The sequence below is a fragment of the Geodermatophilus sp. SYSU D00766 genome (assembly GCF_054049915.1).
The window spans coordinates 37654-52883 of the sequence record NZ_JBJGYI010000004.1; the positions used below are offsets into that span (position 1 = coordinate 37654).

The window sequence follows — 15230 nt, forward strand, 5'->3', positions numbered from 1 at the left end:
ACGCGATCCCCTTCCGCGATCCCGTGGTGTTCCGCGCCGACGCCCTGCGCGCCGGCCTCGACGACCGGGAGCTGGCGCGAGCCGTCCGCTGCGGTGAGCTGGTGCGGGTCCGCAGGGGTGCCTATCTCGATCCGGCCGCAGGTCTCCCGCGGGACCGAGCTCTCGTCCTGGCGACCGCGCCCACCCTCCGCAACGGCTCGGTGGTGAGCCACGCGTCCGCCGCGGTGTTGCACGGGTTGCCGTTGTGGCGCGTCCCCACCAGGCGGGTGCACGTGACCCGACGCCCACCGGCTGCCGGCAGCGGGAGTGCGCGGGTGCACCTGCACGTCGCTCGGCTACCGGACGACGAGACGACCCTGCTCGACGGCGTCCTGACGACGGGGCTGGCGCGCACCGTCGTCGACCTGGCCCGGTCGTCCGGGTTCGAGTCCGCCGTCGTCGCGGCGGATGCGGCGCTGGCCGGCGGACTCCGGCGCGAGGACCTCGTCGCCTGTCTCGAGCGCATGGGCCCGGTGCCGGGGTCACGCCGGGCCGCGCGTGTGGCCGTCTTCGCCGACGGGCGCAGCGAGAGCGTCGGCGAGAGCCGCAGCCGGGTCCTGCTCCACCGGCTGGGCCTCCCGGGGCCTGAGCTGCAGGTGAGGGTGGTCCGCTCCGACGGCAGTCTGGTCGGCCGGTGTGACTTCGGCTGGCGGGACCGGCGGACGCTCGGCGAGTTCGACGGGCGCGTCAAGTACCGGTCGGAGCCGGGCGGACCCGATCCCGCCGAGGTCGTCTACCAGGAGAAGCTCCGGGAGGACGACCTGCGCGACCACAGGTGGGAGGTGGTCCGGTGGACCTGGGCCGACCTCGCGACGCCGACCGTCGTCGACCGGCGGATCAGGCGGCGTTCACCCGGGCGGGACGTCCCCTCTGACCCGCTCCTGCGGTGCCGCCCTCGCTCCTGCGGTGCTGCACCCAAGCGGGAGTGCGGGCAGCACCGCAGGAGCGAGCGCGCACTACCTCAGAGCGGGAGGTCCTCCAGCATCTCGGTGACCAGCGCGGCGATCGGCGAGCGCTCGGAGCGGGTCAGCGTGACGTGGGCGAACAGCGGGTGCCCCTTGAGCTGCTCGACCACCGCGGCCACGCCGTCGTGCCGGCCGACCCGCAGGTTGTCCCGCTGCGCGACGTCGTGGGTGAGCACCACCCGCGAGCCGCTGCCCAGCCGGGACAGCACGGTCAGCAGCACGCCGCGCTCGAGGGACTGCGCCTCGTCGACGATCACGAACGAGTCGTGCAGCGACCGGCCGCGGATGTGGGTCAGCGGCAGCACCTCGATCAGCTCCCGCGACGCGATCTCGTCGAGCACGTCCCGGGACACCAGCGCACCGAGGGTGTCGTAGACCGCCTGCGCCCAGGGCGACATCTTCTCGCCCTCGCTGCCGGGCAGGTACCCGAGCTCCTGCCCGCCGACGGCGTACAGCGGCCGGAAGACGACGACCTTCTTGTGCGCCCGCCGCTCCATCACCGACTCCAGGCCCGCGCACAGCGCCAGCGCCGACTTGCCGGTGCCCGCGCGCCCGCCGAGGGAGACGATCCCGACGTCGGGGTCGAGCAGCAGGTCCAGCGCGACCCGCTGCTCGGCCGAGCGCCCGTGCAGCCCGAACGCCTCGCGGTCGCCGCGGACCAGCCGCACCTGCTTGTCCGGCGTCACCCGGCCCAGCGCCGAACCCCGCGAGGACAGCAGCACCAGCCCGGTGTGCGCCGGCAGCTCCGCGGCCGCGGGTACGTACACCTCACCGGCGTCGTACAGCGCCGACAGCTTGGCGTCCTCGAGACCCACCTCGGCCATGCCGGACCATCCCGCGTCGACGGCGTCGAGCGCCCGGTACTCGTCGGTGTCCAGGCCGACGGCGGCCGCCTTCACCCGCAGCGGCACGTCCTTGGTGATCAGGCAGACGTCGCGGCCCTCGGCCCGCAGGTTCAGCGCCACGACCATGATCCGGCTGTCGTTGCTGTCGTTGCGGAAGCCGGCCGGGAGCACCGCGGCGTCGCTGTGGTTGAGCTCGACGTGCAGCGTGCCGCCGTTCTCCCCCACCGGGACCGGCGCGTCGAGGCGGCCGTGCGCGACGCGCAGGTCGTCGAGCAGGCGCAGCGCCTGGCGCGCGAACCAGCCGAGCTCGGGGTGGTGCCGCTTGTCCTCGAGCTCACCGATCACCACGAGCGGCAGCACCACGTCGGCGTCGCCGAAGCGCAGCAGCGCGCGGGGGTCGGAGAGCAGGACGGAGGTGTCGAGGACGTACGTGCGGCGCAGAGTCACGAGTCGTCTCCCCTGAGGTGCGGGACCGCACCCCTTCTCGAAGGTGGCCGGGCCCCGGCACAGGGGCCGGGAACCGGCCCCCTGGTCGACGAGAACGTCAGCACCAACCGGGCCTCCCGTGGACTCCGGGGCGGGCCCGTCGTCCACCCCGGACGCTAGAACGGGGAGGTGACAGTCACATGACGAGGAGGCGGCGTGTCCTCCATCGGGGGGACCCAGCCGTCCCAGCCGTCCCACCTGCGGGTCAGCTGGACTCCCGGCGGAACCGCCGCACGCCGAACCACCAGCCGAGCTCCCCCGCGACAGCGCCGTCACTCCCGCCGGCGGTCCCGGGGCACCTCGGGCAGCCGCCGCAGCTCGCGGGTCCGGGGCGTGCGCGGCGGCCCGCCGTCGTCCGGTGGTGGCCAGCCGGCCAGGTCGTCGTCCGGAGGCCAGTCGTCCCCGCCCCGGGCGGCGCGGCCGCCCCGGGGCCGCAGCGCCACCAGCGCCCAGACCACCGGCACGAGCAGCACCGGCCACTGCACCCGCAGGTCGCCGACCCGGAGGAGGCCGGCCAGCAGCAGCGCGAACAGCCACCCCGCCGTCCACAGCCCGAGCAGGCGGGCCTCCCGGGGGTCGCGGCGCGGCACGGGTCAGGCGGCCGACAGCTCGGCCGTGACGACGGCGGGGGTCAGCGGCTCGTCGAGCAGGCGCACGAAGCGGCCGGCGACGTCCTGCTCGGCGGGGCGGGCGGCCAGCCAGCGGTGCAGCAGGTCGTAGCCCTCGACGTAGGTGGTGATGTAGGCCCGCCACAGCGGGTGGGTGAGGAAGCGCAGCTGCTGGCGGGCCCGCTCGGCGCTCACCAGCGACCAGCGCTGGATGTAGGCGGCGACCTCGTCGGCGTCGGTCCCGCGGTCGTGCAGCAGCACGGCGGCGTCCTGCCGGACCCGGTTCAGCGGCGCGGCGGCCGCGGCGATCCGCTCGGCGAGGTGCCCGTCGAAGCGCAGCCCCAGGTCGCCGAGCACCTCCGCCGACCACGGCCCCCAGCCCTCGCCGACGGCGGCGTCGACGCCGAGGTCGGCCAGCCCCTCGGCCATGAGGCACTCGGGGGTGTTGACCAGGAAGACGGTGTGCTCGAGGTGGCCCGCGCGCTCGACGAGGCCGCGCTCCTTGCGGCAGTGCTCGGTGTGGTGGCCGGGGTAGGACTCGTGCGCCACCAGGTGCACCAGCTGGCTGAGCCGGTGCGGCAGGTCGGCGTTGATCGCCACCCGGGACCGGAAGTCGCCCTCGTAGTAGTTGAACCCCGACCACGGCTTGTCGGTGACCACCTCGTAGCGCACCGTCTCGGCCTCCGGCAGCCCGTACCGGCCGCGGACCCGGTCGCGCAGCGCGCTCGACAGCGCGTGCACCGCGGTCTCCAGCCGCTGCGGCGGGCACTCCTCGCGGCGCCGGTGGGCCGCGTAGCGCTCGGCCAGCCCACCCTCCCCGGGCAGCAGGGTGTCGAGCTCGGCGTGCGCGGCGGCGTAGGCGGCCGGGTCGCCGAGGGTGAGGTCGACCTGGAAGTAGCTGCGCACCTCGTCCAGGAAGGCGACCGGCTCGCCGTTCATCTTCCGGGCGCTGCACTCCAGGCCGGTGAGCTGGCCGCGGAGGAACGCCGCGCGGTCGGCCGGCAGCCCGGCGGCGTCGAGCTCGCCGAGCAGCGCGCGGGCCTGGTCGCGCAGCCCGGACGGCGTGGGCGCGGGCTCGCTCTCCACCTCGGCGCGGATCCGCTTCTCGCCGGTGTAGGCGTCGACGAAGCCGGACTCCAGCCGGTCGAACCGCAACCCCAGCCGGACGTACTCGAGGGGGAGGTCGACCGCGCCGGCTGCCATGGGCGTCAGTCTCTCAGCCCCCGAAGCGGCGGTGCCGCGCAGCGTAGGCGCGCAGCGCCCGCAGGAAGTCGACCCGGCGGAAGTCGGGCCAGTAGACGTCGGTGAAGTGGAACTCCGAGTGCGCCGTCTGCCAGAGCAGGAAGCCCGACAGCCGCTGCTCGCCGCTGGTGCGGATGACCAGGTCCGGATCGGGCTGGCCGCGGGTGTAGAGGTGCTCGGCGATGTGCTCGACGTCGAGGACCTCGACCAGCTCGTCGAGCGAGGTGCCCTTCGTGGCGTGCTCGGCGAGCAGCGAGCGGACGGCGTCGGCGATCTCCCGCCGCCCGCCGTAGCCGACGGCGAGGTTGACGTGCGCGCCCGGCCGGCCGCGGGTGGTCTCCTCGGCCTGCTTGAGGACGGCGACGGTCTCGGCCGGCAGCAGCTCCAGGGCGCCGACCGGCCGCAGCTGCCAGCGCCGGTCGGGCGCGGAGAGGTCCTCGGCGACGCCCTCGATGATCCGCAGCAGCGGGGTGAGCTCCGGCTCGGGCCGGCTGAGGTTGTCGGTGGAGAGCAGGAAGAGCGTGACCACCTCGACGCCGGCCTCGTCGCACCAGCCCAGGAACGAGGCGATCCGGTCGGCGCCGCGGCGGTGCCCGGCGTTGGGGTCGAGCAGCCCGGTGGCCCGCGCCCAGCGCCGGTTGCCGTCGATGATCGCGCCGACGTGGCGGGGGACGGGGGCCCCGACCAGCTGGCGCGCCAGGCGCCGCTCGTAGAGCTGGGTCAGCGCGTCGCGGACCCACTGACGCGCCCCCACGGGGTAGAGCGTAGGACCCCCGCGACGCCGCCGTTCCGGCGGCGCGCCACCCCCTCCCCCGCCTGCGGCGTTGCCACCGACCTCACAGCGGCGTCGCGGTGCACGGCGACCTACGCCTCCGTAACCTCGGTGCATGAGCGCACCCTCCGACGACCTCCAGCCCGTCCGGGTGGAGGCCGACGACGCCGAGATCGAGGCGCCGCGGGGCGCGGCCGTCGGTACCGTCCTGGCGGAGGGCGAGGCGGTCCAGCACACCTGGACCGCCGCGGACTTCGCCGACGGCGACTGGGAGCACCCCGACACCCGGCCGCGGATGCGCGGCTGGCTGCACCTGTTCGCCTTCTTCGGCGCGATCGTCGCCGGCGCCGTCCTCATCCCGCTGGCCGCGGTGCTGGGGGCGCGGTCGGGGTTCTCCGTCGCCGTCTACTGCCTCACCATCTGCGGCCTGTTCGGCATCAGCGCGCTCTACCACCGCCGCCGCTGGTCACCGCGCGGCTGGAAGGTCATGAAGCGGCTCGACCACTCGATGATCTTCCTGTTCATCGCCGGCACGTACACGCCGTTCTCGCTGCTCGCCGTCGACCAGCCGACCGGGTACTGGGTGCTGGCCGGCGTCTGGGCCGGGGCGCTGGCCGGCGTCTGCCTCAAGCTCACCTGGCCCACGGCGCCGCGCTGGGTCGGCGTGCCGCTCTACGTCGGCCTGGGCTGGGTCGCGGTCTTCATCCTCACCGACATCCTGCACATCGCCGGCGTCACGTCCCTGGTGCTGCTCGCCGTCGGCGGGGTGCTCTACACCCTCGGCGGGGTGGCCTACGCGGTGAAGTGGCCCAACCCGGTGCCCGGCGTCTTCGGCTACCACGAGGTCTTCCACGCGATGACGATCGTGGCCGCGATCTGCCACTACATCGCCGTCTACTTCGCGATGTACAACTCGCCCTTCGTGTGACCCGGTCCGTGCGCGTCCGTGGACGTGCACGGACTCAGGCGAACAGCGGGCGCTCGTCGAAGCGGCGGGACACCCGGCCGGCCAGGCGCCAGGCGCGGGCGACGGCGTCGCGGTCCTCCTCGGTGACCAGGTTGCCCATCACCCGCAGGGCCACGGTCATCAGCGCGCGCGAGCGCATGCCGACCGGACCCGCCGCGGGCAGCAGCCGCGGGAGGGTGAGCAGGCCGGCCAGCCGGCGGGCGACGGAGAACGCCTCGCCGTAGTGCCGCCGCAGCGTGGCCGGCCACGCCCCCGACCAATCAGGCTCCCCGAGCATCCCGGCCAGCGTCCGGCCGGTCTCCAGGCCGTAGTCGATCCCCTCGCCGTTGAGCGGGTTGACGCAGCCGGCCGCGTCCCCGACCAGCGCCCAGTTGCGCCCGGCGACGCCGGACACCGCCCCGCCCATCGGCAGCAGCGCCGAGGCCGGCGCGTGCACCGGGCCGTCGAGCCGCCAGTCCTCGCGGCGGGCGGCGGCGTAGGTGCCGAGCAGCGCGCGCAGCTGCACCCCGGCCGGACGGCGGGCGGTGGCCAGCGTGCCGACGCCGATGTTGACCTGCCCAGCGGCCTCCCCCAGCGGGAAGACCCACCCGTAGCCCGACAGCAGCGCCCCGTCGGCGTCGCGCAGCTCCAGGTGCGAGGAGATCCACTCGTCGGCGCTGCGCCCGGAGGTCACGTAGCCGCGGGCGGCCACGCCGTAGGCGGTGTCGCGGTGCCACTGCCGGCCGAGCCGGCGGCCCAGCGGCGAGCGGGCGCCGTCGGCGACGACCAGCCGCTCGCAGCGCACGGTGGAGCGCTCCCCGCCGACGTCGAACACGACGCCGGTGACGCGGTCGCCGTCCCGCTCGACGTCGACGGCCCGGGCGCCCTCCAGCGGGGTGGCACCGGCCTGCACGGCGCAGGCACGGATCCGGGCGTCGAGCTCGGTGCGCGGCACGGCGCTGCCGTGGTCGGGGAAGGCCCCACCGGGCCAGGGCAGCTCCCACACCTGGCCGAAGCCGGCCGCCCGCAGGCCGCGGTTGCGGGCCCGCCCGCGCGCCCAGTCGCCGAGGCCCAGCAGGTCGAGCTCGGCGACCGCCCGCGGGGTGAGCCCGTCGCCGCAGGCCTTGTCGCGGGGGAAGACGGCGGCGTCGGCCAGCAGCACGTCGTGACCGGCGCGGGCCGCCCAGGCCGCCGCGCCGGAGCCGGCCGGGCCGGCCCCCACCACGAGGACGTCGGTCGAGGACGGGACGGCGGAGGGGGCGAGCACGTCCCCAGTGTCCCTGGTCAGCGACGCGTGCCGGCCGCACGCCGGGGCCGGGCTGCCGGCCGGGCGGCCGGCAGCCCGGCCGGGATCACAGCTCGGGCCCGCGGGCGCGGACCTCCTCCACCGAGGCCATGGCGTCGCGCAGCTCGGTCAGCCAGGCGTCGGCGTGCTGGCCGACCAGCCGCACCGCCCACACCAGCGCCTCGGATCGGGAGCGGGCGACGCCGGCGTCGACGAGGGTGTCGAGGACCAGCCGCTCGGGCTGGCGCAGCCGGGTCATCACCGGCACCGAGGCGTTGGTGAACAGCTCGCGCACGTCGCCGCAGGCGGCGCCCCAGGCCACCGAGCGGCCGTAGCGGGCCTGGGCGGCGTCGGCGATCGCCATGCGCTGCTCGCGGGTGTCCTCCCGGAAGCGGGAGATCCGCCCGGACCGGGCGGCGGTGGGGTCGCCCTCGCCGGCGTCGGGCTCGGCCAGCGAGCCGACGACGGTGATCTCGTCGCGGTCGACGGTGATCTCGACCGGCCCGGTGAACCAGCCGTCGGGCAGCCGGCCGGCGAACCAGCCGGCCACCTCGGCCCGGTCGACCGGCGGCGGCCCCTCGGCGCCGCGGCCGCGGCCGCCGGGACCGCGGCCCCGGAACCCGGGCGCGCCCATGCGGGCGAAGGCGGAGTCGGCGAAGCGGTGGTGTCCGTGCACGGGATCCTCCTCGGATACCAGGTGATTACACGCTTACACGGTAGCGCCGCCGCCCGCTCGGAGCACTACGCCGAGAGCGGACGACGACGCGGCGTCGCGCGCCGGTGACCCTGGCGTCATGTGCCGTGTCGTGTCGCGTGCAGACCCCGCTCACTCGTCACATCCTGCCGGTGAACGGCGCACCGGATCGGCATCTCCAGGCATGTCCAGCCGTAGCGCCGACGGACGTGTCGGCGGACTCTTCCCTCGTCCGCACCACCCCTCCCCCTGACCCCGGGAGCCCCACATGAGAACCACCAGCACCCGCGCCGCCGTCGTCCTGGCCGCCGCGGCGGCCGTCGTGACCGGCGGCGTCCTGCCCGCCTCCGCCGCCCCGGGCTGCAGCACGGCCTGGGGCTCGCTGCCCGAGACCGTGTCCGACGACGGCGGCGGCACCCTCGACGGCGTCCGCGCCGGCCGGCACACCTGCTACGACCGGCTGGTGCTCGACCTCGACGGGATCGACGCGTCCGCCGTGTCCTACGACGTGCGCTACGTCGGCCAGGTCGCGCGCGACGGCTCGGGCGCCCCGGTCCCCCTGCGCGGGGCCGCCGACCTGCAGGTGGTCGTGCACACCCCGGCCTACGACGACCGTGGCGCGGCCACCTACGACCCCGCCGACGACGCCGAGGCCGTGGACGTGGCCGGCTACAGCACCTTCCGCCAGGTGGCCTGGGCCGGGTCGTTCGAGGGGTCGAGCACCGTCGGCCTCGGCGTCCGCGCCCGGCTGCCCTTCCGGGTGGTCGTCCTGGACGGTCCGGGCGACGGGTCGCGCCTCGTCGTCGACGTGGCCCACACCTGGTGACCCGCCCGGGCGGGCCCGCCGGCGTCAGCGCGCCGGCGGGTCCGTCCGGCCGTCGGTGTCCTTGGGGCCCTCGATGGCCCGCGGCGCCCGGCGCAGCGTGTCGAGCAGGTCCTGGCCGGGCTGCCGCGGCTCGACGAGGTCGGCCGGGGTGTCGGGGACGACGACGCGCGGCCCGTCCTCCTCGTCGAAGCTGGGCGGGATCCGCTTGAGGTGCCGGCTCATCGACCGGACCAGCAGCGCCGTGGCCAGCAGCAGCACGAGGATCAGGAACAGCCCGAGCGGGCCGGACTTGCCGACGTCCTCGGGCAGCTGCTGCTCGGCGGCCAGCACGGCCGTGGCCAGCCCGGTCACGGGACGCGCACCTCGCTGCGGATGCCGGCGAACAGGTCGTCCTCGGGGAGCGGCGAGTCCACCAGCGAGCGGGCCAGCTCGTAGTCCTCGGTGGGCCACACGCGCTGCTGCACGTCCATGGGGCAGGCGAACCAGCGGCCGGTCGGGTCGATCTGGGTGGCGTGCGCGATGAGTGCGGCGTCGCGGACCGGGAAGTACTCCGCGCAGGACACCCGGGTGGTGACCCGGTGCGACATGTCCCGCTCGGGGTCCCAGGAGGCCAGCCACTCGGCGTAGGGCGACTCCGCGCCGGCCTCGAGCATCGCCTCGTGCAGCGCCCGCATCCGGGTCAGCGTGAAGCCCATGTGGTAGTAGAGCTTGCTCGGCTGCCAGGGCTCCCCCAGGCCGGGGTAGCGCTCGGGGTCGCCGGCGGCCTCGAAGGCCACCACCGAGATCTCGTGGGTCTTGATGTGGTCGGGGTGGGGGTAGCCGCCGTTCTCGTCGTAGGTGAGCACCACCTGCGGGCGGAACCGCCGGATGACCTCGACCAGCGGTGCCGCGGCCTCCTCGGTGGGCACCAGCGCGAAGCAGCCCTCCGGCAGCGGCGGCAGCGGGTCGCCCTCGGGGAGGCCGGAGTCGACGAAGCCGAGGAACTCCTGCTCGACGCCGAGGATCTCGCGGGCGCGGGCCATCTCCTCGGCGCGCAGCTGGGGCAGGCGCTCCCAGATCTCGGGACGGTCGAGTGCCGGGTTGAGCACCGAGCCGCGCTCACCACCGGTGCACGTCGCCACCAGCACCTCGACGCCCTCGGCGACGTACTTCGCCATCGTCGCCGCGCCCTTGCTCGACTCGTCGTCGGGGTGGGCGTGCACGGCGAGCAGGCGCAACGGGTCTGCTTCGGTCACCGGACCAGTGTCCCCCGCGGTGGGGACGGCCCGCCGCGCCGCGGTGGTCCGGACGGGTGGATGTGCTGCTCCTCACGCCGTCCGCCGGTAGCGTGCTCGCTCCCCTGCCGTGCCGCCGGGTCGGTGCAGGGGCCCTCCGGCCGGTGTTAGCTTGGCCGGATCGACGTCGACCGTCTCCCGGCCGGGAGACGGCCCCCGAGCCGCAGGAGAACCCCGCGTGACCACCCCCACTGAGAACGAGCAGGGCATCTGGCTGACCCAGGAGGCCCACGACCGGCTGAAGGCCGAGCTCGACCAGTTGGTGGCCGGCCGGCCCGCCATGGCGGCGGAGATCAACGCCCGCCGCGAGGAGGGCGACCTCAAGGAGAACGGCGGCTACCACGCCGCCAAGGAGGAGCAGGGCAAGCAGGAGGGCCGGATCCGCCAGCTGACCGACCTGCTGCGCAAGGCCCGCGTCGGCGAGCCCCCCACGACGGTGACCACCGCCGAGCTCGGCACCGTGATCACCATCCGGTTCCAGGGCGACGAGGAGACCGAGAAGTTCCTGCTCGGCTCCCGCGAGATCGCCGGCACCACCGACCTCGCCGTCTACTCGCCGGAGTCGGCGATGGGCTCGGCGATCCTCGGGGCTGAGCCGGGCACGACGGTCACCTACAAGGCGCCCAACGGCCGCGACATCACCGTCGACGTCGTCGCCGTCGAGCCGTTCGTCCCCTGACCGGGGGCGCACCCGTGCGCACGGCCCGCTCCCGGCGGGCGGAGAACACCGGCTTCACCTGCGGGTGGTGCCACTCCGACGTGCCGGCGAACACCGACGGGCACTACCGCAACCACTGCCCGTACTGCCTGTGGTCGCTGCACGTCGACGACCTGCCCGGCGACCGGGCGAGCGAGTGCCGGCAGCTCATGGAGCCCGTCGGGCTGGTGGAGAAGTCGGGCAAGGGCTGGCAGGTGGTGCACCGCTGCACGGCGTGCGGCCACCGCCAGCCCAACCGGCTCGTCCGCGACGGCGAGGCGCCCGACGACCTGGACCTGGTGCTGCGCCTGCCCTGGCTCTGACCCGGCCGGCGCCGCGACCACGTCGGCACAGCGACCACCTCGGCCCGCGACCACGTCGGCACCGCGACCATCTCGGCACCGCAGCACGTCCTCCCCCACCGCAGCGCGTCCTCCCCCACCGCAGCGCGTCCTCCCGCCCCGCGCACCGTGCGGGAGGACGCCCCACGATCAGGTCACCTGATCGTCGCGGAGCCCCGTCAGGCGAGGCCGCGGCGGCGCAGCAGCGGGCCCGGGTCGGCGTCGCGGCCGCGGACGGCGCGGAAGGCCTCCAGCGGGTCCACCGACCCACCGCGGGACAGCAGCCGCTCCCGGAAGACGTCGCCGTTCTCGCGCCGCAGCCCGCCGTTCTCCCGGAACCACTCCACGGTGTCGGCGTCGAGCACCTCCGACCAGATGTAGGAGTAGTAGCCGGCCGCGTAGCCACCGGCGAAGACGTGCTGGAAGTAGGTCGTCCGGTAGCGCGGCGGCACGAGCTCGAACGCCACGCCCGCCTCCTCCAGCGCCCGCCGCTCGAATTCCGCCGGGTCGCCGATCTCGGTCTCCGGCGTGATCCGGTGCCAGGCCTGGTCGAGCAGGGTGGCCGCCAGGTACTCCAGCGTCGCGAAGCCCTCGCCCCACAGTCGGGCGGCGTCGATCGCCTCGACGACGGCGGCCGGCAGCGGCTCCCCGGTGTCGACGTGCCGCGCGTAGTGCGCGAGCACCTCCGGCCACAGCGCCCACATCTCGTTGACCTGGCTGGGGAACTCGACGAAGTCGCGGGGCACCGCGGTGCCGGCGAACCGCGGGTAGGTGACCGCCGAGCTCAGCCCGTGCAGCGCGTGGCCGAACTCGTGGAACAGCGTGTCGACCTCGTCGAGGGTCAGCAGCGTGGGCCGGCCCGCGGGCGGCGGCGGCACGTTGAGGTTGTTCACGACGACCGGCCGGGTGCCCAGCAGCCGCGACTGCGTGACGAAGGAGCTCATCCACGCCCCGCCGCGCTTGCCCTCGCGGGCGAGGAAGTCGCCGAGGTAGAGCCCGACCTGCTCGCCGTCGGCGCCGGTGACCTCCCAGACCCGGACGTCGGGGTGGTAGCCGGCGAGGTCGGGGCGGGGCGTGAACCGGAAGCCGTAGAGGAGCTCCGCGGCGCGGAAGACGCCGTCGACGAGGACCCGGTCCAGCTCGAACCACGGTCGCAGCGCCGCGCGGTCGACCGAGTACCGCTCGGCGCGCACCCGCTCGCTGTAGAGGGCCCAGTCCCAGGGCGCGAGCTCGCTCACCCCGTCGCGGGCGGCGACCTCGGCGAGCGCCTCCGCCTCAGCCCGCGCGTTGGCCAGCGCCGGGCCGACCATCGGGGCGAGCACCGCGTCGACGGCGGCGGTGCTGCCGGCGGTCTGGTCGGCCAGCACCAGGTCGGCGTGGGTGGCGAAACCGAGCAGCCGCGCGCGCTCGGCGCGCACCCGGGCGATGCGGGCGGCCACCGGCCCGTTGTCGTGCTCCCCCGCCGACGCCCGGGTCACCGACGCCTCGAACACCCGACGGCGCAGCTCGCGGTCGCGGAGCTTCGCCAGCACCGGCTGGCCGGTGGGCAGCAGCAGCGGGAGCAGGTACCCGTCGAGGCCGCGGTCGGCGGCGGCCCGGGCCGCGGCGGCGACCTCCTCCTCGCTCAGCCCGTCGAGCTCGGCGGCGTCGGCGACCCGGACGGCGGCGGCCTCGGTGGCCAGCTGCAGGTTCTGCCCGAACCGCGTGGACAGCTCCGACAGCTCCCGGTTGAGCTCGGACAGCCGGGCGCGGCCGGCGTCGTCGAGGCGGGCCCCGGCCAGCACCCGGTCGAGGTGGTGCCGCTCGACCAGCCGCACCGCCTCGGGGTCCAGGCCGGCGTCGTGCCGGGCCCCGTGGACGGCGTCGACGCGGGCGAAGAGCACCGGGTCGAGGCGGAGGGCGTCGGCGTGCGCGGCCTCCAGCGGGGCGAGCTCGCGCTCGATCTCGCGCAGCCGCGGGCTCGACAGCGACGACGCCAGGTTGGCGAACACCGCGCCGGCCCGCCGCAGCAGGGCGCCGGAGCGCTCCAGGGCGACGATCGTGTTCTCGAAGCCGGCCGGCTCGTCCGACGCGGTGAGCGCGTCGATCTCCGCCCGCTGCTCGGCCATCCCGGCCAGCACCGCCTCCCGGCAGTGCTCCAGCGTGATGTCGGCGAAGGGCGGGAGCCGGTAGGGCAACGGCGACTGGGCCAGCAGCGGGTTGTCGGCGGACACGGCGGGGGCGGGCGCGGCGCTCATCGGCGCCCATCCTCCGCCATGAGCGGCGGGGGTGAGGTGCTGGAACGGCCCCGCTGCAGGGACCCGCCGCGAGCGTGCGCGTGGCGGGGTGCAGCGGGGCCCTTCCTCAGCGGCTGGCGGTCCGCCGGTAGATGCGCACCGACGTCGGGACGAACACCGCCAGCAGCAGCGCCGACCAGATGAGCGTGTACAGCACCGGGTGCTGCAGCGACCACGCGTCGGAGGTCTCCAGCCCCGGTGCGGTGTTGCCGAACAGCTCCCGAGCGGCCTGCACCACCGCCGACACCGGGTTCCAGTCGGCGATCGCCTTGAGCACCGTCGGGAAGTTGTTGGTCGGCACGAACGTGTTGGCGATGAACGTCAGCGGGAAGATCACGATGAAGCTCGCCTGCTGCACCACCTCGGGGGTGCGGACCAGCAGCCCCACGGTGGCCATCAGCCAGCTCATCGCGTAGGCGAAGAGCAGCAGCAGGGCGAACCCGGCCAGCGCCTCGACCAGGGAGGAGCGGATCCGCCAGCCCACGATGAACCCGGTCACCCCCATGACGACGATCGACAGCGCGTTGAGGCCGAGGTCGGCGACCGTGCGGCCCACGAGCACCGCCGAGCGCGCCATCGGCAGCGACCGGAAGCGGTCGATGAGCCCCTTCTGCAGGTCCTCCGCCAGGCTCGCCCCGGTGATGGTGCTGCCGAAGACGATGGTCTGGGCGAAGATCCCCGGCAGCAGGAACTCCGCGTAGCTGATGCCCTCGATGGGGATGGCGCTGCCGAAGACGTAGCGGAACAGCAGCACGAACATGATCGGCGACAGGGTCGCGAAGACGATCAGCTCGGGGACCCGCCGGACCTTGACCAGGTTGCGGCGGGTGATGGTCAGGCCGTCCTCGACGGCCACGGACAGCGCACTCACCGGGCACTCCCTGCGGTCTCGGCGGGGACCCGCCCGGCGGGCTCCCGGTCGTCGGTGCCGTCCTCGGCCGCATGGCCGGTCAGCGTGAGGAACACGTCGTCGAGGTCGGGCCGGCGCAGCCCGACGTCGAGGACCTCCACGGAGCCGCCGGCCAGCAGCCGCAGCGCCTCGGCGAGGTCGTCGGTGCCGCCCCGCACCGGCACGCTCAGCCGGCGGGTCTGCTCGTCGGCCTGCGGCTCGCCGGCCGCGAGCGGTCCCAGCAGCCGGGCGGCGTCGGTGAGCTCGGCCGCCGAGCTCACCGTCAGCTCCAGCCGCTGACCGCCGACCTGCGCCTTGAGCTCGTCGGCGGTGCCGCGAGCGATGACCCGGCCGCGGTCGATGACCACCATCCGGTCGGCCAGCCGGTCGGCCTCCTCGAGGTACTGGGTGGTCAGCAGGATCGTCGTCCCGCCGCCGGCGAGGTCGGCGATGAACTCCCACATCGCCAGCCGGCTGCGCGGGTCGAGCCCGGTGGTGGGCTCGTCGAGGAAGAGCACCCGCGGGCGGGCGATGAGCGAGGCGGCGATGTCCAGCCGCCGGCGCATGCCGCCGGAGTACGTCTTCGCCGGGCGGTCGGCCGCGTCGGTGAGGTCGAAGCGCTCGAGCAGCTCACCGGCCCGGGCCCGCGACTCGCGCTTGCCGAGCCGGTACAGCCGGCCGACCATCTCCAGGTTCTCGAACCCGGTGAGGTACTCGTCGACCGCGGCGTACTGGCCGGTCAGCCCGATGACCGAGCGCACCCGCGCGGGGTCGCGCAGCACGTCGACGCCGACGACCTCCGCCCGCCCGGCGTCGGGCGTCAGCAGCGTGGTCAGGATGCGGACGACGGTGGTCTTGCCCGCACCGTTGGGCCCCAGCAGGCCGAGGACGCTGCCCTCGGGGACCGTGAGGTCGACCCCGGCCAGGGCCGTGTTGGACCCGAATCTCTTCTGCAGTCCCTCGACGAGGATGGCGTCGCTCATGCCGGCGAAACTAGGTGTGAGCACCGACACTTCCCGAGCCCTGTTCGCCGGGCGCGAACACC

15 protein-coding genes and 1 pseudogene are annotated in these 15230 nt (G+C 75.1%); 5 read left to right on the forward strand and 11 right to left on the reverse strand.

What is annotated here, in order from left to right; genetic code table 11:
• Positions 1–26: 26 nt before the first annotated feature.
• A pseudogene (locus ACI8AD_RS05215) lies at positions 27–116 on the forward strand (hypothetical protein); the annotation flags it as partial.
• Between the two features lie 884 nt (positions 117–1000).
• Here the strand turns inward: ACI8AD_RS05215 and ACI8AD_RS05220 are convergent.
• From ACI8AD_RS05220 to ACI8AD_RS05235, 4 genes are all read right to left on the reverse strand, one after another.
• Complete coding sequence (locus ACI8AD_RS05220) at positions 1001–2296, reverse strand: PhoH family protein (protein ID WP_456869467.1); 1296 nt, start codon at positions 2294–2296, stop codon at positions 1001–1003.
• Between the two features lie 311 nt (positions 2297–2607).
• Complete coding sequence (locus ACI8AD_RS05225) at positions 2608–2925, reverse strand: hypothetical protein (RefSeq protein ID WP_456869468.1); 318 nt, start codon at positions 2923–2925, stop codon at positions 2608–2610.
• Between the two features lie 3 nt (positions 2926–2928).
• Complete coding sequence (locus tag ACI8AD_RS05230) at positions 2929–4146, reverse strand: DUF885 domain-containing protein (protein WP_456869469.1); 1218 nt, start codon at positions 4144–4146, stop codon at positions 2929–2931.
• A 13-nt stretch (positions 4147–4159) separates the two neighbouring features.
• A complete protein-coding gene (locus tag ACI8AD_RS05235; protein WP_456869470.1) occupies positions 4160–4939 on the reverse strand; it encodes an isoprenyl transferase in 780 nt (259 codons plus the stop codon).
• A gap of 133 nt (positions 4940–5072) precedes the next feature.
• Between ACI8AD_RS05235 and trhA the strand changes: the two genes are divergently transcribed.
• Complete coding sequence (trhA, locus tag ACI8AD_RS05240) at positions 5073–5885, forward strand: PAQR family membrane homeostasis protein TrhA (RefSeq protein WP_456869471.1); 813 nt, start codon at positions 5073–5075, stop codon at positions 5883–5885.
• Between the two features lie 34 nt (positions 5886–5919).
• On the opposite strand, the gene ACI8AD_RS05245 is transcribed toward trhA, so the two are convergent.
• Both ACI8AD_RS05245 and ACI8AD_RS05250 read right to left on the reverse strand, forming a co-directional pair.
• Positions 5920–7170: a geranylgeranyl reductase family protein gene (locus ACI8AD_RS05245; protein WP_456869472.1), complete on the reverse strand. Its 1251-nt coding sequence runs from the start codon at positions 7168–7170 to the stop codon at positions 5920–5922.
• Positions 7171–7255: 85 nt separating this feature from the next.
• Positions 7256–7864 (reverse strand): hypothetical protein, encoded by a 609-nt coding sequence (locus ACI8AD_RS05250; RefSeq protein ID WP_456869473.1) that lies wholly within the window; start codon positions 7862–7864, stop codon positions 7256–7258.
• Between the two features lie 286 nt (positions 7865–8150).
• Between ACI8AD_RS05250 and ACI8AD_RS05255 the strand changes: the two genes are divergently transcribed.
• Positions 8151–8708 carry an AMIN-like domain-containing (lipo)protein gene (locus ACI8AD_RS05255; protein WP_456869474.1) on the forward strand — a complete coding sequence of 186 codons (558 nt, stop codon included), beginning with the start codon at positions 8151–8153 and terminating at the stop codon, positions 8706–8708.
• 24 nt (positions 8709–8732) lie between these two features.
• Here ACI8AD_RS05255 and ACI8AD_RS05260 read toward each other — a convergent pair whose 3' ends face one another.
• Both ACI8AD_RS05260 and mca read right to left on the reverse strand, forming a co-directional pair.
• Positions 8733–9059 carry a hypothetical protein gene (locus ACI8AD_RS05260; protein ID WP_456869475.1) on the reverse strand — a complete coding sequence of 109 codons (327 nt, stop codon included), beginning with the start codon at positions 9057–9059 and terminating at the stop codon, positions 8733–8735.
• Positions 9056–9943: a mycothiol conjugate amidase Mca gene (gene mca / locus ACI8AD_RS05265; RefSeq protein ID WP_456869476.1), complete on the reverse strand. Its 888-nt coding sequence runs from the start codon at positions 9941–9943 to the stop codon at positions 9056–9058. Before mca ends, ACI8AD_RS05260 begins: the two co-directional genes overlap by 4 nt.
• Before the next feature lie 217 nt (positions 9944–10160).
• Here mca and greA point away from each other — a divergent pair, with 217 nt between their 5' ends.
• Both greA and ACI8AD_RS05275 read left to right on the forward strand, forming a co-directional pair.
• The gene (gene greA / locus ACI8AD_RS05270; RefSeq protein ID WP_456869477.1) at positions 10161–10661 is read left to right on the forward strand and encodes a transcription elongation factor GreA; all 501 of its coding nucleotides are present in this window, start codon (positions 10161–10163) and stop codon (positions 10659–10661) included.
• Between the two features lie 14 nt (positions 10662–10675).
• Positions 10676–11002 carry an RNHCP domain-containing protein gene (locus ACI8AD_RS05275; RefSeq protein WP_456869478.1) on the forward strand — a complete coding sequence of 109 codons (327 nt, stop codon included), beginning with the start codon at positions 10676–10678 and terminating at the stop codon, positions 11000–11002.
• A gap of 197 nt (positions 11003–11199) precedes the next feature.
• Here the strand turns inward: ACI8AD_RS05275 and ACI8AD_RS05280 are convergent, their stop codons facing one another.
• From ACI8AD_RS05280 to ACI8AD_RS05290, 3 genes are all read right to left on the reverse strand, one after another.
• Positions 11200–13257: a M3 family metallopeptidase gene (locus ACI8AD_RS05280; protein WP_456869479.1), complete on the reverse strand. Its 2058-nt coding sequence runs from the start codon at positions 13255–13257 to the stop codon at positions 11200–11202.
• 106 nt (positions 13258–13363) lie between these two features.
• Positions 13364–14167: an ABC transporter permease gene (locus tag ACI8AD_RS05285; protein WP_456869480.1), complete on the reverse strand. Its 804-nt coding sequence runs from the start codon at positions 14165–14167 to the stop codon at positions 13364–13366.
• On the reverse strand, positions 14164–15168 hold the full coding sequence (locus ACI8AD_RS05290) for an ATP-binding cassette domain-containing protein (RefSeq protein WP_456869481.1): 1005 nt from the start codon (positions 15166–15168) through the stop codon (positions 14164–14166). Before ACI8AD_RS05290 ends, ACI8AD_RS05285 begins: the two co-directional genes overlap by 4 nt.
• Positions 15169–15230: the final 62 nt, after the last annotated feature.